Origin of the sequence: Pantoea sp. UBA5035 (assembly GCF_002415245.1) — a bacterium.
Taxonomy (GTDB): domain Bacteria; phylum Pseudomonadota; class Gammaproteobacteria; order Enterobacterales; family Enterobacteriaceae; genus Pantoea; species Pantoea septica.
In genome coordinates this window covers 14687-33487 of record NZ_DICD01000009.1, presented here as the reverse complement: position 1 = coordinate 33487, position 18801 = coordinate 14687, and the positions used below count along the sequence as shown (strand labels likewise).

Annotated in this window: 17 protein-coding genes; 8 read left to right on the top strand and 9 right to left on the bottom strand. The window is 59.9% G+C overall.

Features of this window, described 5'->3' with window-relative positions; all coding sequences use genetic code 11:
- The first annotated feature begins 71 nt into the window (after positions 1–71).
- Positions 72–323 (top strand): hypothetical protein, encoded by a 252-nt coding sequence (locus B3229_RS06375; RefSeq protein ID WP_048783944.1) that lies wholly within the window; start codon positions 72–74, stop codon positions 321–323.
- A 9-nt stretch (positions 324–332) separates the two neighbouring features.
- Entirely contained in the window at positions 333–857 is a 525-nt protein-coding gene (locus tag B3229_RS06370) for a helix-turn-helix transcriptional regulator (RefSeq protein ID WP_286870148.1), read from the top strand.
- Here B3229_RS06370 and mgtE read toward each other — a convergent pair.
- The 5 genes from mgtE to ppk1 form a co-directional block, all read right to left on the bottom strand.
- Positions 851–2284, bottom strand: a complete 1434-nt coding sequence (mgtE, locus tag B3229_RS06365) for a magnesium transporter (RefSeq protein ID WP_048783940.1) — start codon at positions 2282–2284, stop codon at positions 851–853. The genes B3229_RS06370 and mgtE overlap by 7 nt on opposite strands.
- Positions 2285–2407: 123 nt before the next feature.
- Positions 2408–2599: a YfgG family protein gene (locus B3229_RS06360; protein WP_033753871.1), complete on the bottom strand. Its 192-nt coding sequence runs from the start codon at positions 2597–2599 to the stop codon at positions 2408–2410.
- 121 nt (positions 2600–2720) lie between these two features.
- The gene (gene tehB / locus B3229_RS06355) at positions 2721–3314 is read right to left on the bottom strand and encodes a tellurite resistance methyltransferase TehB (RefSeq protein WP_048783936.1); all 594 of its coding nucleotides are present in this window, start codon (positions 3312–3314) and stop codon (positions 2721–2723) included.
- Between the two features lie 38 nt (positions 3315–3352).
- Positions 3353–4879 (bottom strand): exopolyphosphatase, encoded by a 1527-nt coding sequence (ppx, locus tag B3229_RS06350; RefSeq protein ID WP_033753865.1) that lies wholly within the window; start codon positions 4877–4879, stop codon positions 3353–3355.
- A 3-nt stretch (positions 4880–4882) separates the two neighbouring features.
- Entirely contained in the window at positions 4883–6943 is a 2061-nt protein-coding gene (ppk1, locus tag B3229_RS06345) for a polyphosphate kinase 1 (RefSeq protein WP_033753863.1), read from the bottom strand.
- Between the two features lie 151 nt (positions 6944–7094).
- Between ppk1 and B3229_RS06340 the strand changes: the two genes are divergently transcribed.
- From B3229_RS06340 to pstB, 3 genes are read left to right on the top strand one after another with little or no spacing between them, the layout of a single operon-like run.
- Positions 7095–9179: an ABC transporter permease subunit gene (locus B3229_RS06340; RefSeq protein ID WP_286870147.1), complete on the top strand. Its 2085-nt coding sequence runs from the start codon at positions 7095–7097 to the stop codon at positions 9177–9179.
- The gene (gene pstA, locus B3229_RS06335) at positions 9176–10816 is read left to right on the top strand and encodes a phosphate ABC transporter permease PstA (protein WP_286870146.1); all 1641 of its coding nucleotides are present in this window, start codon (positions 9176–9178) and stop codon (positions 10814–10816) included. The genes B3229_RS06340 and pstA overlap by 4 nt, the downstream gene beginning before the upstream one ends.
- 12 nt (positions 10817–10828) lie before the next feature.
- Positions 10829–11596: a phosphate ABC transporter ATP-binding protein PstB gene (gene pstB / locus B3229_RS06330; protein ID WP_048783930.1), complete on the top strand. Its 768-nt coding sequence runs from the start codon at positions 10829–10831 to the stop codon at positions 11594–11596.
- Positions 11597–11854: 258 nt separating this feature from the next.
- On the opposite strand, the gene purN is transcribed toward pstB, so the two are convergent.
- On the bottom strand, positions 11855–12493 hold the full coding sequence (purN, locus tag B3229_RS06325) for a phosphoribosylglycinamide formyltransferase (protein WP_286870145.1): 639 nt from the start codon (positions 12491–12493) through the stop codon (positions 11855–11857).
- On the bottom strand, positions 12490–13530 hold the full coding sequence (gene purM, locus B3229_RS06320; protein WP_033753849.1) for a phosphoribosylformylglycinamidine cyclo-ligase: 1041 nt from the start codon (positions 13528–13530) through the stop codon (positions 12490–12492). Before purM ends, purN begins: the two co-directional genes overlap by 4 nt.
- A gap of 239 nt (positions 13531–13769) precedes the next feature.
- Between purM and upp the strand changes: the two genes are divergently transcribed.
- The 3 genes from upp to hda all read left to right on the top strand — a co-directional run bounded on the left by upp (position 13770) and on the right by hda (position 16536).
- Positions 13770–14396, top strand: a complete 627-nt coding sequence (gene upp, locus B3229_RS06315; RefSeq protein WP_033753846.1) for a uracil phosphoribosyltransferase — start codon at positions 13770–13772, stop codon at positions 14394–14396.
- Positions 14397–14460: 64 nt separating this feature from the next.
- The gene (uraA, locus tag B3229_RS06310; protein WP_048783926.1) at positions 14461–15744 is read left to right on the top strand and encodes a uracil permease; all 1284 of its coding nucleotides are present in this window, start codon (positions 14461–14463) and stop codon (positions 15742–15744) included.
- A gap of 90 nt (positions 15745–15834) precedes the next feature.
- Complete coding sequence (gene hda / locus B3229_RS06305; protein WP_239670403.1) at positions 15835–16536, top strand: DnaA inactivator Hda; 702 nt, start codon at positions 15835–15837, stop codon at positions 16534–16536.
- Here the strand turns inward: hda and arsC are convergent.
- Both arsC and B3229_RS06295 read right to left on the bottom strand, forming a co-directional pair.
- On the bottom strand, positions 16533–16874 hold the full coding sequence (arsC, locus tag B3229_RS06300; protein ID WP_048783925.1) for an arsenate reductase (glutaredoxin): 342 nt from the start codon (positions 16872–16874) through the stop codon (positions 16533–16535). The two genes, hda and arsC, sit on opposite strands and share 4 nt — an antisense overlap.
- Before the next feature lie 6 nt (positions 16875–16880).
- Positions 16881–18344: a tetratricopeptide repeat protein gene (locus B3229_RS06295; RefSeq protein WP_048783924.1), complete on the bottom strand. Its 1464-nt coding sequence runs from the start codon at positions 18342–18344 to the stop codon at positions 16881–16883.
- Positions 18345–18801 lie beyond the last annotated feature (457 nt).

The following is an 18801-nucleotide window of genomic DNA, read 5'->3' as shown; positions in this document are numbered from 1 at the left end:
CTGCGCAGACAAAATTGTCTGGCGTGGTTGTCAGTTGACAACCAGATAAATTCGGCGTAAGGTGCATAAAAATGGAAAGAAGACGGCATCCAGATAAAGAGATCGAGGCAGCGCTGCGTCATGCCGAAGCCTACGGATGGCAGATAGTGACGATGGGACATCATGGCTGGGGCAAAATGTATTGTCCTACGCATTCGGCGTCATGCCGCTGCGGAGAGTTTTGCATCAGCGTGATCTGGAGCACGCCGCGCAATGCCTTTAACCATGCGCGTGCGCTGCGGCGGGTAGTCGATAAATGTATTGCGGTGCGCAAACTGCATTAAGGAGCCAACATGGAATATATCTTTACGCTGCGTTTTCATTTGCCGAAACCGCTTTTGCCGGAAGAACAACTGCTGCAGCGGCTCATCGAAGCGGGCTGCGACGATGCGCTGGTTGGGTTAGGCGTGCCAGGAAAAGTGGCGCTGGAGTTTACGCGTGACGCCTCCAGCGCGAAGCGGGCGGTGCTGAGCGCCATCCAGCAGGTACAGAACGCGGTGCCGGACGCGCAGCTCATCGAAGCGGCGCCCGACTTTGTCGGCCTGACCGACGTGGCCGACATCATCGGCGTTTCTCGCCAGAATATGCGCAAGCTAATGCTGAGCCACAGCTCGCACTTCCCACAGCCGGTACACGACGGCAAAACCGCGCTCTGGCATCTGGCGGACGTGCTGGAATGGCTGGAGCAGCGCGGCAACTACGCCATTCCTGCTGAGACGCGCGATCTGGCGCAGGTGACGCTGCTGCTCAACCTGCAGCAGGCGATGCAGCGCTATGCGCACTGCCTCGCCGCCGCCGCTGACGTCGGCAATCAGTGATGCAGCAGAAACAGCGTCGCCAGACCAAGGAAAATAAAGAAGCCGCCGGTATCGGTAATGGCGGTAATCAGTACGCTGGAGCCTACCGCCGGGTCGCGCTTCAGTTTGGTCATGATCAGCGGGATCAAGACGCCCATTAGCGCCGCCAGCAGCAAATTCAGCACCATCGCCAGCATCATGACGCCGCCCAGTTCCAGATTGTCATACATCAGCCAGGTGATCAGCCCCATGGTGCCGCCCCAGAACAGGCCGTTAAGCAGCGCCACGCCCAGCTCGCGCGCAATCAGAAACGAGAAGTTGCCAGGCTCGACCTGATGCAGCGCCAGCGCGCGCACAATCATGGTAATGGTCTGGTTGCCGGTGTTGCCGCCGATGCCGGCGACAATCGGCATCAGCGTCGCCAGCGCCACCAGCTGCGAGATGGTCTCTTCAAACAAACCGATAACGCGCGACGCGATAAAGGCGGTGCAGAGATTGATCGCCAGCCAGGCCCAGCGGCGACGCACCGCTTTGCGCACCGGCGCGAACACATCCTCTTCCTGACTGATACCGCCCATGCGGCGAATATTGCTCTCATTCTCTTCGTTGACCAGGTCGACCACGTCCTCAATGGTAACGCGTCCGATCAGCTTGCCTTTGGCGTCGATGACCGCGGCGGAGATAAGGTTATAGCGCTCAAAAGCGCCCGCTGCGTCTTCGGCCTTGTCGTTGAGCTGGAAGGTGGTGGGCGAGGTGTTCATCACCTCCTCAACGCGTTTTTTCGGCTTGTTGAGCAGAATATCGGTCAGTGAAAGCTCGCCCAGCAGCAGGTTGTCATCATCGGTAATAAAAATCTTGTCTGTGCCGTTCGGCATGCTTTTTCGGTGGCGCAGATAGCGCTGCACCGTCGCCAGCGTGACGTCGGCGCGCACCGTCAGGATATTGAAATCCATAATGCGCCCGACGCGATCGCGATCGAAATCGACCACGCTGAGCACGCGTGCGCGCTGGCCTGGCTCCAGTGAGGCGAGCAGACGACCAGTCAGGTCGCGCGGCAGGTAGCGCGCCAGCCACACCTGATCGTCAATATCGAGCGGTTCGATGGCGCGCAGAATGTCGCGGTCGCTCATCTCTTCCGTCAGGCTGGCCCAGACGGTTTCCGACGCTTCAACCAGCACATGGCCGCGTTTCGCGACGGGCACCAGCCGCCACAGCGCCTGGCGCGCCTCTTCCGGCAGCGCTTCGAGGATATCGGCTAAATCCGCTGCGTGCAGCTGAGCGATATCCTGCTCCAGCGCAGCCTGGTGCGCCGCATTTTCACGTTGCTGTTCAGGGCTGCGATCGCCAGATTTCTCCAGCAGCGCGTCCACCAGATCCGGCTCACTGAGCAGCAGCGTCAGAATGCGATGACGAATTTCACTTAAACGTTGAGTATGCGAGGCAGACATAACGAGTCCTTTGTGTCTGAAAGTTACAGCACGAAGTGTAGCGTTTCGCCTCGCAAAAGGACGCAAAAAAAGACGCGGTTATTCAGACTGCGTTTAGCTGGAAGATGCAGAGGACATAAAAGGTTAACGGCTGTCGCGGATAGCGGTGCTCAACGGGGCGGCGTCCGGCGCAGCTTTTTTCTGCTGATGATGTTCAAAAGCGGCAGGCAGGATAAAGATCAGGCGGCTGAAGAGAATAATAAAGCTAATCAGTAAAACGATCCGGGTAAAGGAACTGGTTTTGGCACGTCTTCGGGAAGGGATGGCGCTGTTCACGCGAGGTGTTTCCTGTAATGACCCTTATGGGCGATGGCAATATTTAGTCATAACGCTGCGTCGAAATCAATCAATGATTAAAAAAAGAGCAGGGTGAAGGGGCCGCCTGCGCAGCCCCGCTTTACAGGCTGGCTTTTTGCGCCAGCAGCGTGGCGAAGCGGCAGCTGATACGGTTGCCCTGTTCGTCGCGCTTATGCAGCTGGCCGACATGTTCGTTATATTTCAGGATGTGCCAGTTGCGGTAGTAGTGGCTCAGCTCGCCCGATTTAAAGGTAAAGGGGAACGCGAGCGGGCAGGGATAATCGTCGGTGCTCATCGCCGCAACAATCAGGTTATGCCCGTCTCTTACCGTGCTCGCCTGCATATCGGCGATCAGCTGCGGAATGGTCTCCGGCTGCAGGAACATCATTACCACGGTGGAGAGCACAAAGGTGTAGCCGCCGTTAAAACGCGTCTGGTTGAGGTCGCGCTGCTCGGAATGAATATTGGTAATCCCTTCCTGAGCGACGATCTGCTCAAGACGCGCCAGGCTGGCGGGATTGTGATCCCAGGCGGTGACGTCAAAGCCGTTCTGACTCAGAAACAGGCTGTTGCGGCCGTTGCCGCAGCCGAGATCCAGCGCTTTGCCTGGATTCAGATGAGGCAGCGCCGCCAGCACTTCAGAGTGGGTCGGCGTCAGGCCATAGGTTTCGGCAAAATAGTTTTCTTTAATCATGGTTCGCTTTTATCAGATGGGCGCAGGCGCCCATCTCCTCAGGCTTCTTCTTCCAGCGTCAGCTTCCAGCCGGTGACCTCGGTCCAGTAGGTCTGCTCACGCTCCAGATCGAGCTGCACCAGGTTATTCTGGCTGAAATAGCCCGCCGGAAACGTCAGCGTCCAGTGGCCTTCGTCGGTGGTCAGCTTAAGCGAGTCGGGACGCGTAGTCGCCTGACGCTGATTGTTGAGTAAGGTGCCAAGGCGCAGCAGGAAGAGCAGCGGCAAAAACTGTTTTTTCTTGAACAGCGTCACGCGCGGCAGATCCTCGACCTTGACGGCTTTGCGATGAAAGCGTACCAGCGCCGCCAGCAGCGTTTGCTGATCCTGGTTAAAGCCAGGCAGATTGGTGTTTTGCAGGATATAGGCGGAGTGGCGCTGCATGCCGCTGTGATTGATGGTGAGGCCCACTTCGTGCAGCATCGCCGCCCACTTCAGCAGCGCCGCCAGCTGCGGGTTCGCCAGCTTAGGATTTTGATCGCGCCACTGCAGATAGAGCTGATCGGTGGTATCCAGCACGCGGCGCGCCTGGTCGTTATCGATCGCGTAGTGGTTCGCCAGGCTCTGCGCCGTACGGCTGCGGATATCCTGATGGCGGAAGCGGCCCTCCATCTCGTAAAGCACGCCTTCGCGCAGCGCGCCGTCCGAGAGACGCAGCTCGCGGATCGCCAGCGCGTCGAACACGCCGCAGATAATCGCCAGACCCGGCACGAATACCGATTTACGCTCTTCAGAGAGGCCCGGCAGGCTCAGCGCGCTGAAAGATTTATGCTTCATCACCTCGTCGTAGAGCATATCCAGCCGCTCCGGCGTGATCATTTTCTCTTTCTCGCCCATCGCCAGCAGCACTTCGCACGCCGCCTTAATGGTGCCCGACGCGCCCAGCGCATACTGCCAGCCGTGCAGGCGATACTGCCACGCCAGCGTCTCCAGCTTCTGCGCCGCCGCCAGACGCGCGCGGCGGAAGTTTTCGCGGCTGATCTCGCCGTTAGGGAAGTAGAGCTGAGCGAAACTGACGCAGCCCATGCGGCGGCTCTCGACCAGCTGCGGTTCGAAGTTTTCGCCGATCACCAGTTCGGTCGATCCGCCGCCGATGTCGATCACCAGCTTGCGGCCTTTTTCCGGCTGGGTATGTTCGACGCCCATAAAAATCAGGCGCGCCTCTTCATGGCCGGAGATGACCTCGATAGGGTAGGGGATCACCTCGGCCGCGCGCCGCAGAAACTCTTCCGCATTCACCGCCTGACGCAGCGTGTGCGTGCCGACAATGGTGACGTTGCTGGCGCTGAAGCCCTGCAACCGCTCGGCAAACAGCGCCAGGCAGCTCAGCCCGCGCTCTATCGCCTCTTCGCTCAGGCGATTTTTGCTGTCGAGACCGTCAGCCAGATGCACGCGCTGCTTCAGACGGCCAAGCACCTGCAGAGCGCCATCCACCACGCGCGCAATGACCATATGAAAGCTGTTTGAGCCAAGATCGATTGCCGCAAATTCTTGCGGTCTCGGCGTACTTTTATGAGATATGGGCATAGATTATTCAGGCTGTTCCAGTTTCTTAATGTAATCATAAATCGCCAGTTGAGAGCGGACCTTACGACGATTGCCGCGCGGAACATAGCGGTTCCCCAACTCTTTATCAACGATACGCGCTTTCACCGTATCACTAAACAGAATAGCGATAATGTCCAGAATGCGTTGCTTCACGCGCGGATCGAGGATCGATACCGCCACTTCGATGCGATGATCAATGTTGCGCGTCATCCAGTCAGCGGAAGAAAGGAAGACTTTTTTGTCGCCGCCATTTTCGAAAATATAGACGCGATCGTGCTCAAGATAGCGATCAACGATACTGATCACGCGGATATTTTCACTGATCCCGGGCAAGTCGGGAATCAGTGAGCACATGCCGCGCACCAGCAGATTCACCTTCACGCCTGCGCCCGACGCTGCGTAGAGGCGATCGACCAGACCGTTATCCACCAGGTTGTTAATTTTCAGCGTAATCCCACACGGACGACCCTGCTGCGCATTGGCGATTTCCGCATCCACCAGCTGATAGAGCATCTGGCGCGAGTTTTGCGGTGAGACCATCAGATGCTCGAAGCTTACCGGGCGATAGGGGTTCTCAATAAAGTTAAATACCCGGCGCACTTCGTTAGTAATGCGCGCATCGGCGGTGAGCAGCGAATAGTCGGTATAAAGGCGCGCGGTTTTCTCATTAAAGTTGCCGGTACCGATATGGGCGTAGCGCACCACTTCGTCGCCTTCCCGGCGCGAGATCAGGAACAGTTTGGCGTGAATTTTCAGGCCCGGCGCGGAGAAAATAACGTGCACGCCCGCTTCGGTTAAGCGCTTGGCCCACGAAATATTGGCCTCTTCGTCGAAGCGCGCCTGAAGCTCTACCACCACGGTGACTTTTTTGCCGTTATAGGCGGCGTGTATCATCGCATCCATGATGCGCGAGCGCTTCGCCACGCGATAGATGTTGATTTTGATCGCCAGCACGCTCGGGTCGAACGACGCCTGGCGCAGCAGCTCCAGCACGTGCTCAAAGGTGTGGTAGGGGTAGTAGAGCAGAATATCGCGGTCGCGAATGGCGTCGAAGCCGTTGCGGAAGCCGTCAAAGCCGATGTGACGGATCTGCGGCAGCGGCCGGTTAACCAGGTTGCTTTTGCCTACGTCCGGGAAGCCGATAAAGTCTTTGAAGTTATGGTAGCGGCCGCCCGGCACGATGGAGTCGTAGTTGGAGATGGTCAGCTTATTACGCAGCAGCTCCACCATGGCATCCGGCATATCACGCTGATAGACGAAGCGCACCGGCTCGGCGGTCAGACGCTGCTTCAGGCTTGAGGACATCAGCTCCAGCAGGCTCGACTCCATCTCCGTCACCAGATCGTATTCCGCGTCGCGCGTCATCTTCATCGAGTAGGCGTTCAGCGCATCGTAATCGAAGAAGCCTTTAAAGATATCGTCGAGACAGTAACGCAGAATGTTGTCCAGCAGGATCATCGGTTTGCGGCGGCGCGGCGATTCAGCCGGCAGGTTGATGAAGCGCGGAACCTTGTCGGACGGGATCTCCAGCAGCGCATAGCGAATATCGTCGCCGCGAATGATCTCTACTGCCAGATAGGTGTAATCATCCTTCAGGAATTCAGTGAGATCGGTGTCGTGATTAATCAGAATCGGCGTGATGTGCTGGCGTAAATCGTGTTTGAAATAGTGACGCAGCCACACCTGCTGATTGGCGGAAAGCTGGCGTTCGTTAATCAAAAAGATTTGATTGCGCGCCAGCTCCAGCAGCAGTTCGTTATAGAGGCCGTCGAATTCCTGTTCCGACTTCATCACGCGCTGCTGAATTTTCTTCAGCAGATGGCGCGGCAGGCCTGGCGATCCCTGCTCCTCGCCGATCAGGATGCGGCGTTTAAGGTCGGCAAAGCGTACCTTGTAGAACTCATCAAGGTTATTGGAATAGATCCCCAGAAAACGCATACGTTCGATCAGCGGGTTGGTTTTATCGGCCGCTTCCTGTAAAACGCGCTCGTTGAAGGATAACCAGCTTAATTCTTTTTCTATATACAGCTTTTCCTGACCCATTCTGACTCCATATCGCGTTCGCAGGACTTAAAGAACCAGTGTCCATCATCATTATGGCGAGAGTATGGCAACCTTGTCCAACGTCAATAGTTGTCTTATCAACCAGCTACGGGCAACATAGCGGCTTAATACCGATCTCATTCAGAGCCGCATGAGCCTAAAGCATATTCCCGTCAACTTCAGCGACCGCCGTCGCCGCGCTATCGATCGCTTTACGCGGCGCATGGTCACGTCCTGCGGCATCGCTATTCTGCTGCTGATGCTGCTGCTCTTTTTCTGGTTGATTTGGGTGGTCCTGCCGCTGTTCGCCGCGCCGGGCCTTCATACGCAGGCCACACAGCAGCTATGGGACAGCCAGCCCGCGCTGATGATCGGTAATCAGGGCGATCGGGGCTGGCGTATCGGACGCGACGGTGCGGCGCGCTTTATTCCGCTTAACGGTCAGCCCGCCGAAACGCCGCTGATGCTGCGTCCGACGCCGCAGCAGGCGGTGAGCAGCGCCGATGGCCGCACGCTGTTGCTGAGCGCGCAAAGCGGGCTGATGCTGCTGCAGCCCGCAGAGGGCGACTGGCGCTTTCCGCTCGGCGATACGCCTTTGAACCTGCCTGGCGGCGCGGTGAAAATGATGGCGCTGGCGACGCTGAATGAAAATAAATGGCGTATCGCCCTTCTGACTGAGAAGGGGCTCAGCGTCCTGACGCTCGCGCCTCAGCAGGCGCCGCGCGCGGTCGATCTGCCGCAGGGGCATGCCGACCATCTGCTGCTGTCGCCGCAGGGCGATCTGCTCTATGCCAGCGAAGGCAATGTGTTGCGCGTCTGGCAGCTTGACGACGATCGCGCGACCCTGCGCGAAACCGTAACCCTGGCGCAGCCGCCGCGCAGCCTGCATCTGCTGGCGGGCGGGCGGAGTTTATTAATTCAGGATGGACGCGGCGTGACGCAGTGGTTCACTATCGCCAGCGAGGAAGGGCCGCGACTGCATGAAATCCGCACCTTCGTCGGCAGCAGCCCGACCGCGGCGATGATCACGGAACCGCAGCGTCGCGTCTTCGCCACCCTGGAGCCTGACGGCGCGCTGAAGCTGTTCGCCAGCAAGCAGCCCGGCCCGATCCTGCAGCGTCAGCTGGCGCCCGGCGTAACGCGCGCTGCCTTCTCGCCGCGCGGCGACGCGCTGCTGCTGGAGCGCGCCGGAAGCTGGCAGGTATTGCGTATCGATAATCCCTGGCCGGACGTCAGCTGGCGCAGCTTCTGGCAAAAAATCTGGTACGAAAACTATCCCGCGCCGGACTGGGTCTGGCAGTCCACCAACGCCGCAGACAGCTATCAGGCCAAGTTCAGCTTTATGCCGATGGTCGTCGGCACGCTGAAAGCGGCGGCGCTGTCGCTGCTGTTCGCCACGCCGCTGGCGCTGGCGGCCGCGATGTACACCGCCTGGTTTATGGCGCCAGGACTGCGCCGCTGGGTCAAGCCGGCGATTGAGATGATGGGCGCGCTGCCCAGCGTGGTGATCGGGCTTATTGCCGGACTCTGGCTGGCGCCGCATATCAGCCAGGCGCTGCTCGGGGTCTTGCTGCTGCCGCTGACACTGGCGGCCACGCTGCTAATCTGCGGCGCGCTCAGCCGACATCTGCCGCCGCGCTGGCGTCAGCCGGGACGCGAGGTGATGCTGCTGCTGCCGCTGCTGCTGGTCGTGACGCTGGGCACCCTGATCGTTCCGACCTTTCTGATGCGCGACGCCGCGGAGTGGCTGCCGCACTACGAGCAGCGCAACCTGCTGGTGGCCGGGCTGGCGATGGGCTTTGCGCTGGTGCCGCTGATTTTCACCCTGTCGGAGGATGCGCTGTTCAGCGTGCCCGCGGCGCTGGGGCAAGGGTCGCTGGCGCTGGGCGCTACGCCGTGGCAGACCCTGACGCGTGTGGTGCTGCCAGGGGCGTCGGCGGGGATTTTCGCCGCGCTGATGATCGGCTTTGGCCGCGCGGTCGGCGAAACCATGATAGTGCTGATGGCGACCGGCAACACGCCGCAGAGTCAGGGCGGTCTCTTCTCCGGGCTACGCGCGCTTTCCGCTAATATCGCCATCGAGATGCCGGAAGCTGCGGCAGGCAGCGCGCACTACCGGATACTCTTTCTCAGCGCGCTGATGCTGCTGATCTTTACCCTGATCATCAACACGCTGGCCGAGCTGATCCGCCAGCGCCTGCGCCAGCGATACGGGCAGCATGAGGGCCAGGCATGAAGACGATGCGACAAAACGACCGCTGGCGCTGGCTGACCGCAGGCGCGGTCGCCGTCTGCCTGCTGGCCTTTACCCTGCTGATTGCGCTGCTGGCGTGGCAGGGAATGCGCGCCTTCTGGCCGCAGCGCGTCGACCTCTATCAGCTGACGCAGCCGGAAGAACAGAACACGGCGCTGCTGGGTGAAACCCTGGAGCATCAGCCGAACTTTCCCGCGCCCGCGGCGGAAGGTGAGGCGTTGCCGCCGGTCAGCCACGTTCACCGCTACCTGATCAAAACCGGCAATCGCGACTGGGACGCGCCCGATTTCCGCGTGATCTATGCGCGCGAGGCGCTCAGGGTCAGCCAGCCGAAAGAGGTGATGGTGCTGCAGCGGCGCAGCGGCGGCAACGCTTACGGTTGGTTCGCCGGCCTGCGCGAAGATAATGAGGCACTGACGGCGCGCGATCCCGATGCGCTGCTGCATCAGCGGCTGGGCCAGGTGCGCGAACTGCTGCACAAAATTCAGCGCATTCGTCATGTCGATCTGACGCGGCTCAACGATCAGCTGGCGGCGCTGGACGCGCGCGCCGATCGGCTGCGGCAGCAGCAGCAGTTCGATACGCGTGCGCTGTCGGAATTTGAGGCGAACCAGGCGGCGCTACAGCGCCGCTTCGCCCGGCTCAGCAGCCGGCTGGCCGATCTGCAGCGCGAGAGCCAGCGCGACGTGCTGATCCTGCGCGACGCGCAGCACCGCGAGCACGCCATTCCGCTGGCGCAGGTGGTCGAAGCCTGGCGTCCTAACGCGATGAACGCGCAGCAGAAACTGGCCCACACGCTGCGTCAGATCTGGCATTTCGTCAGCGACTCGCCCGCGGACGGCGAGAGCGACAGCGGCGCGTTTCCGGCGATTTTCGGCACCGTACTGATGGTGCTGCTGATGTCGCTGGTGGTGATGCCGTTGGGCGTTATCGCCGCTATCTGGCTGCATGAGTATGCCGGGCGCAACGCCCTGACGCGGCTGGTACGCATTGCGGTGGTCAATCTGGCGGGCGTGCCGTCGATCGTGTATGGCGTGTTCGGGCTGGGCTTTTTCGTCTGGCTGGCAGGCGGCACGCTCGATCAGCTCTTCTTTTCCCGCTCGTTGCCCAATCCCACCTTCGGCACGCCGGGGCTGCTGTGGGCGTCGCTGACGCTGGCGCTGCTAACGCTGCCGGTAGTGATCGTCGCCACCGAAGAGGGGCTGTCGCGCATCCCTGACTCGCTGCGTCAGGGCTCGCTGGCGCTGGGCGCCACCCAGGCGGAGACGCTGTGGCACGTGGTGCTGCCGATGGCGCTGCCGGCGATGCTCACCGGCCTGATTCTGGCGGTGGCGCGCGCGGCGGGAGAGACCGCGCCGCTAATGCTGGTGGGCGTAGTGAAGATGGTGCCGGAGCTGCCGGTCGACGCGGTCTTTCCCTGGCTGCATCTTGACCGAAAATTTATGCACCTCGGCTTCCAGATTTACGATCTCGCCTTTCAGAGTCCCAACGTCGAGGCGGATCGCCCGCTGGTCTACGCCACGGCGCTGCTGCTGGTGACGATTATTCTGTCGCTCAACCTGCTGGCGATGGCGCTGCGTCATCGGCTGCGCGAACGCTACCGGCTGATGACCCAATAAAAGATGATGACTATGATGCCCGATACCGAAACGGCGCTGACGCTAAACCACCTTTCGTTATGGTATGGCGAACGACAGGCGCTGCATGATATTTCGCTGCGTATTCCCGAGAAGCGCATTACCGCGCTGATTGGGCCTTCCGGCTGCGGCAAATCGACGCTGCTGCGCTGTTTTAATCGCATGAACGACGTGGTGGATAGCTGCCGGATCGAAGGCGAAATTCTGCTGGGCAGCCACGACATTATGCAGCCGGCGCAGGATCTCTCGGCGCTGCGCCGCCGCATTGGCATGGTGTTTCAGCGGCCCAATCCATTTCCTAAGTCGATTTATGAAAATGTGGTGTATGGCCTGCGGCTGCAGGGCGTGCGCGACAGGCGAGTGCTGAACGAGGCGTGCGAACGCGCGCTGCGTGCCGCGGCGCTGTGGAGCGAGGTGAAAGATCAGCTGGGCCAGAACGCGCTCACGCTCTCCAGCGGCCAGCAGCAGCGACTGGTGATCGCGCGCGCCATCGCGATTGAACCAGAAGTCCTGCTGCTGGACGAGCCGACGTCGGCGCTCGATCCTATCTCGACGCTGGTGATTGAAGAGCTGATGACCACGCTGAAGCAGCACTTCACGCTGGTGCTGGTCACCCACAATATGCAGCAGGCGTCGCGCGTCTCTGACTACACCGCCTTTATGCATCAGGGCGCGGTGGTGGAGTTTGATGAAACGGATCGCATCTTTACCTCGCCGCGCAACCGGCGCACCGAGGATTACATTACCGGGCGCTACGGCTGAGGTAGCGGTACGTGTTCTCACAGGCAGCTAACAAAGTCAAAACGTAGCTGGCATGGGCAGAAGAGCAAAGCGGCCTGCGCCAGGGACAAAAACGCCGGGAGCGTTTTTGAACAGCGCAGAGCGCTGGCCCGTTTACGGGCGCACCTCAGGGAGGAGGTGCGTGTCCGCGCAGGCCGAGCGCGTATGGATACCTTGAGCGGCCTGGCGATCGGTCCATGCCATCTACGTAAGCACGGATGAATCAAACAGCTTTATGCCTTAGTCGTACGCGTAGCCCTGCGGCGGCAGCGGCTGATTATCCAGCCAGGCCTTGCCTTCGCGCATCGCTAACCGACCCTCGACAAACCAGCTAATTACCAGCGGATAGATCGCATGCTCCTGATGCTGCACGCGCGCGGTAACCTCGTCTTCACTGTCGTCAGGGAAGACCGGCACGCGAGCCTGCAGTATCACCGGGCCGCCGTCCAGCTCGTCGGTCACGAAATGCACCGAAGTGCCGTGTTCGGCGTCGCCGTTCGCCAGCGCCTGACGATGGGTGTGCAGGCCTGGGTATTTCGGCAGCAGGGAAGGGTGGATATTGAGCAGGCGATCCTGATAATGCGCGACAAAGGCGCTGCTCAGGATGCGCATATAGCCCGCCAGCACCACCAGATCCGGCGCGTACGCGTCGATCTCCCGCATCAGCTGATGATCGAAGGCTTCGCGATCGGGAAAATCGCCCGCCGCCAGCGCATGGGCAGGCACGCCCGCGTCGCGCGCGCGCGTCAGCCCGTAAGCGGTCGCTTTATTACTGAAAACGGCAGCGACGCTGCCGTTAATCCGCCCGCTTGCGCAGGCGTCGAGGATGGACTGAAGATTGCTTCCGTTGCCGGAGATCAGTACAACCAGCTTTTTCATGCGTTAATAACCACGCGCTCTTCCGCATCTGACGCCTTGATCACGCCGATCTTCCAGGCTTTTTCTCCCGCGGCGCGCATCAGCTCTACCGCCTTGTCGGCTTCGGCGGCGCTCAGGGCGATCACCATGCCGACGCCGCAGTTAAAGGTGCGGTACATCTCGTGGCGACTGACGTTGCCCGCCTGCTGCAGCCAGTCAAAGACCGCGGGCCATTCCCAGCTCTTCTCGTCGATCACCGCCTGGGTATGATCCGGCAGCACGCGCGGAATATTTTCCCAGAAGCCGCCGCCGGTCAGATGCGCAATCGCATGCACATCCACCTGCTCGATCAGGCTGAGAATATTTTTCACGTAGATGCGGGTCGGTTCCAGCAGGTGGTCCGCCAGCGGGCGGCCGTCCAGCTGTTTCGTCAGCGGATCGGTCTGGCTTACCTCCAGGATTTTGCGCACCAGCGAATAGCCGTTAGAGTGCGGGCCGCTGGAGCCCAGCGCGATCAGCACGTCGCCGTCCTGCACTTTTGAGCCGTCGATAATTTCAGATTTCTCAACCACGCCGACGCAGAATCCCGCCACGTCGTAATCTTCGCCGTGGTACATGCCCGGCATTTCAGCGGTTTCGCCGCCTACCAGCGCGCAGCCGGACTGCAGACAGCCCTCGGCGATGCCGGTGATAACGGAAGAGGCGGTCTCGACGTCCAGCTTGCCGGTGGCGTAATAGTCGAGGAAAAACAGCGGCTCCGCGCCCTGAACCACCAGATCGTTCACGCACATGGCGACCAGATCGATGCCGATAGCGTCATGGCGCTTCAGATCCATCGCCAGACGCAGCTTGGTGCCGACGCCGTCGGTTCCGGAGACCAGCACCGGCTCGCGATATTTCTGCGGCAGCGCGCAAAGGGCGCCGAAACCGCCCAGCCCACCCATCACTTCCGGGCGACGGGTCTTTTTCACTACGCCTTTAATACGATCAACCAGAGCATTACCAGCATCGATATCAACGCCGGCGTCTTTGTAGCTGAGAGAGGTCTTGTCGGTCACTGCGGAATCCCCACGCGATTGCGGTTGGTGGTTAACAAAAAGCGCGGCAATTCTAACAGCGCAGGCAAACGTTTGCGAGTCCCATTGCCTGGTCAAATTGCGCGCCGGACGATTTTCATCAATCCTTGAATGACGGATCAAAACTTAGCCTCTTTGCGCAACGACATATGGCGCACTTGCGAAAAGGCGGTATAATCCCGCGATTTTTTTTTAGCTCAACTCATTCCGGGAGAACACCAATGAAGATCGTGGAAGTCAAACACCCGCTGGTCAAACATAAACTGGGCTTGATGCGTGAGCACGATATCAGTACCAAGCGCTTCCGCGAGCTGGCGTCGGAAGTCGGCAGCCTGCTGACCTACGAAGCCACCGCCGACCTGGAAACCGAGCGCGTCACCATCGAAGGCTGGAACGGCCCGGTGGAAATCGATCAAATCAAAGGTAAAAAAATCACCGTCGTGCCGATTCTGCGCGCCGGTCTGGGGATGATGGAAGGGGTGCTGGAGCATGTGCCGAGCGCGCGCATCAGCGTGGTCGGGGTCTACCGCGACGAAGAGACGCTGGAGCCGGTGCCCTATTTCCAGAAGCTGGTCTCCAACATCGAAGAGCGCCTGGCGCTGGTGGTCGACCCGATGCTGGCCACGGGCGGCTCGATGATCGCCACCATCGATCTGCTGAAAAAAGCGGGCTGCAGCAGCATCAAGGTGCTGGTTCTGGTGGCCGCGCCGGAGGGCATCGCCGCGCTGGAGAAGGCGCATCCGGACGTTGAGCTCTATACCGCGTCGGTAGATCGCGGCCTGAATGAAAAGGGGTATATCATTCCGGGGCTGGGCGATGCCGGCGACAAGATTTTCGGAACGAAGTAACTGAATCAGCCGACCAGAGAGTCGGCTTTTTTTTGGCAAAAATAAACGTTGAAGGGGATAAATGATGACTCGTCGCGCCATTGGCGTCAGCGAACGACCGCCGCTACTGCAAACCATACCGCTCAGCCTGCAACATCTGTTCGCCATGTTCGGCGCAACGGTGCTGGTGCCGATCCTGTTTCATATCAACCCGGCGACGGTGCTGTTGTTCAACGGCGTCGGCACGCTGCTTTATCTTTTTATCTGCAAAGGCAAAATTCCCGCCTATCTCGGCTCCAGCTTCGCCTTTATCTCGCCGGTGCTGCTGCTCTTGCCGCTCGGCTATGAGCTGGCGCTGGGCGGCTTTATCCTGTGCGGCGTGCTGTTCTGCATCGTGGCGCTGATTGTGAAAAAGGCTGGCACCGGCTGGATCGACGTAATGTTTCCGCCAGCGGCGATGGGCGCGATCGTGGCGGTTATCGGTCTGGAGCTGGCGGGCGTGGCGGCCAATATGGCGGGACTGCTGCCGGCAGAAGGCGCGAGTCCCGACAGCACCACCATTACTATCTCGCTGGTAACGCTGGGCGTGACGGTGTTCGGCTCGGTGCTGTTCCGCGGCTTCCTCGCCATTATCCCTATTCTGGTGGGCGTGGTGGCAGGCTACGCGCTTTCGTTCGTTATGGGCATCGTCGACTGGACGCCGGTCTACAATGCTCCCTGGTTCGCGCTGCCGACTTTCTATACGCCGCGCTTTGAGTGGGCGGCGATGCTGACCATTCTGCCCGCCGCGCTGGTGGTGATTGCCGAGCATGTCGGTCATCTGGTGGTGACCGCCAATATCGTGAAAAAAGATCTGATCCGCGATCCCGGCCTGCACCGCTCGATGTTCGCTAACGGCCTTTCCACCGTGATTTCCGGCTTTTTCGGCTCGACGCCGAACACCACCTACGGCGAAAACATCGGCGTAATGGCGATTACCCGCGTCTACAGCACCTGGGTAATCGGCGGCGCGGCGATCATCGCGATCCTGCTGTCGTGCGTCGGCAAGCTGGCGGCGGCGATTCAGGCGATCCCGGTGCCGGTCATGGGCGGCGTGTCGCTGCTGCTCTATGGCGTTATCGGCGCGTCAGGCATCCGCGTGCTGATCGAATCCAAAGTGGACTACAGCAAAGCGCAAAACCTGATCCTCACCTCGGTTATCCTCATCATCGGCGTCAGCGGAGCGAAAGTGCACATCGGCGCCGCGGAGCTGAAAGGCATGGCGCTGGCGACGCTGGTCGGCGTGCTGCTGGCGCTGATCTTCCGCGTTATCTCGCTGTTGCGCCCGGAAGAAGTGGTGCTGGACGCCGAAGAGAAGGGCGGTCACTAAGCCCGTACGGGCAGGGACGCCCGTTATCCTCACCCGGCGAAAACTGTGGTAGACTTGCCCCGTTTTTTGCCTGTTCCTTTTGAGGTGCTTCTGAACACGCCGGCACAACTGTCACTGCCACTCTACTTACCGGACGACGAGACTTTCGCCAGCTTTTGGCCGGGGGAAAATCCGTCGCTTATTGCCGCCCTGAAAGGCGCCCTCAGTCAGCAACACGGCAGCTATCTCTATTTCTGGTCGCGCGAAGGCGGCGGCCGCAGCCATTTGCTGCACGCGGCGTGCGCGGAGATGTCGGCGCGCGGCGAAGCGGTCGGCTATGTGCCGCTGGATAAACGCACCTGGTTTGTGCCGGACGTGCTGGACGGCATGGAGCATCTGGCGCTGGTCTGCATCGATAATATCGAGTGCATCGCCGGCGAAGAGGCGTGGGAAATGGCGATCTTCGACCTCTATAACCGTATCCTGGAAACCGGCAAAACCCGACTCTTTATCACCGGCGATCGGCCGCCGCGCCAGCTCAACCTCAACCTGCCCGATCTGGCGTCGCGTCTCGACTGGGGGCAGATCTATCGTCTGCAGCCGTTGAGCGACGAAGATAAGCTGCAGGCGCTGCAGCTGCGCGCCGGTATGCGCGGCTTTGAGCTGCCGGAAGATGTCGGCCGTTTCCTGCTGAAACGCCTCGATCGCGAAATGCGTACGCTGTTCGATACGCTGGATCGCCTCGATCACGCTTCCATTAGCGCGCAGCGCAAGCTCACGATTCCTTTCGTAAAAGAGACCCTCGGGCTTTAAAGGATCTCCAGCACCGCTTCCGGCGGCCGCCCGATGCGCGCCCGATCGCCGTTGATCACCACCGGCCGCTCCAGCAGCGCCGGATGCGCCGACAACGCCTCAAGCAGCTGTGCTTCGTCGGCCTCTTCCAGCCGCAGCGTTTTATAAAGCTCCTCTTTGGTGCGCATCAGCTGCCGGACGCTGCTCATGCCGAGTTTTTGCAGCAAAATTTGCAGCGTTTCGCGATCCGGCGGGGTCTCCAGATAGCGAACGATCACAGGCTCAATGCCATTCGCCTCCAGCAGCGCCAGGGTTTCGCGGCTCTTGCTGCAGCGCGGATTGTGATAAATGGTGACCATGCTGGGTTATCCTTTTTGATACTGCTTAAAGCGGGTTTGCAGCTGACGAAGCTGGTCGATACGCGCGTCGTAGCGCGCCTGCTTCAGGCTGCCGACCGGCACCTGCGCGCTGGCGCTGCTCAGCGTGGTGATCGCCTGATCAAGCTGGCCGTTAAGCGCCAGCGTTTCGGCACGCGCCGACATCTCTTCATCATTCAGTCCCTGCTGCGCCGACGCCTGCGCCAGCAGCTCCCAGCCGTTGACATCGTCCGGATGCGACCAGGTATAGCGATTCAGGATGCGGCTGGCGTTGGCAGGCTGTTTCGCCTCGACGTAGGCGTTCGCCAGGTTTAGCTGCACTACCGGACTGTTTTTGGCCGCGCCCGCGGCATTCAGCCGGGCGATCGCCTGCTGCGGCTGGTTCAGGCCGATATCGATATCGGTCATGATGTCGAGATACCAGACGTTATCGGGCTGCTTCGCCAGCAGCGGCTCGATGATCTTTTTCGCGTTAGCGAAACTCTTCGCCTGTAAAAACTGTACCGCTTTGCCGTACTGCGCCGCCTGCTGCTCGCGGCTGTTGCCGTGGCTATAGCTGTCCAGCAGCTCGTCGGTCAGCTGGTTGCGGCCGGTGGCGTACATGCCAAGCGCGCGCACTTTCGCCATGTAGTAATCCTGTGATGACTGCACCACCACCGGACGCATCTGGTTGGCGCGGTTGCGCGCGTCCGCCAGGCGGCTATCGGGCAGGGGGTGCGTCAGCAGGATCTCCGGCGGCTTCGACGAGAAGCGGCTCTGATCGGCCAGCTTCTGTAAAAAATTAGGCATCGCCTCGGGATCGAATCCGGCGCGCTGCAGCACCTGAATGCCGATGCGATCCGCCTCCTGCTCGTTGCCCTGGGTGAAGCTGATAATGCCCTGCTGGGTGCCTGCCAGCGTGCCGGTCAGCGCCGCCATGCCCGCCTGAGGACTGGCCATCGCCAGCAGAATCGATCCCAGCGCCCCGACCCAGGTCAGCGGCGCGTTACGCTTCTGATCTTCCATCGCGCGTGCCAGATGACGCTGAGTAACGTGCGAGATCTCATGCGCCATCACCGACGCCAGCTGGCTCTCATTTTCGGTAAAGCGGAACAGCGAGGCGTGCAGCACCACATTGCCGCCGAAGAAAGCGAAGGCGTTGAGTTCGTCGTTCTGGATCAGGAAAAAGTGGAAGGGCGTCTTCACCGAATCGGCATGGGCGACCAGACGCTGGCCGAGCTGGTTGATGTACTCATTAAGCAGCGGATCGTTGATCAGCGGCGCGCTGGCGCGCAGCTGGCGCACGTAAAAGTCGCCCATCTGCATCTCCTGACCGATAGAAAGCGTCGAGCCTGCGGTCGTGCCCATATCGGGCAGCGAGTCGCTGACGTCGGCCCAGGCGGACGCATGCGGCATCAGCACTAGCGTGGGAATCAGCGCGGCGAGTAGCGTTTTCTTTAACCGGTTCAACATGCCTGGATCCTGTAGAGAAACTCAGAGGCCTGGAAAGTACATTGTGCTTTTTCAGGGTAAAAGACGCGTCGCGCCTATCTTAACCAGAGCCTTAAAAGAAAGAAACGGTCTGCTCTGCTATTAGCACGCGCCACAGCGACGCTTTTGCAGTAAAAAATTGAACGTTAAGCGCAGGCGCGCTTTCGTTGAAAAACAAAACGCGCATTTATTTCCTTAACAGGAAACGGCGCTATAGCAGCGCTGCAACAGGCGTCGCTTTTTTAAGCGAACCGGACGAGATAGCTGATAGTGATTTAAAGCGGAGATAGCCAACACGCTTTTTAATTAAAGATATGTAAATTTACTCAAAAAAATTGAAGGTGGCATGTTTTTTTCCAGGCTTACTCTGAAAAAAACGCCTTAAAAGGCCTTAGCGAGCGAAAGCGAAAATCAATAATTTTTATTGTGACAGCTGTAA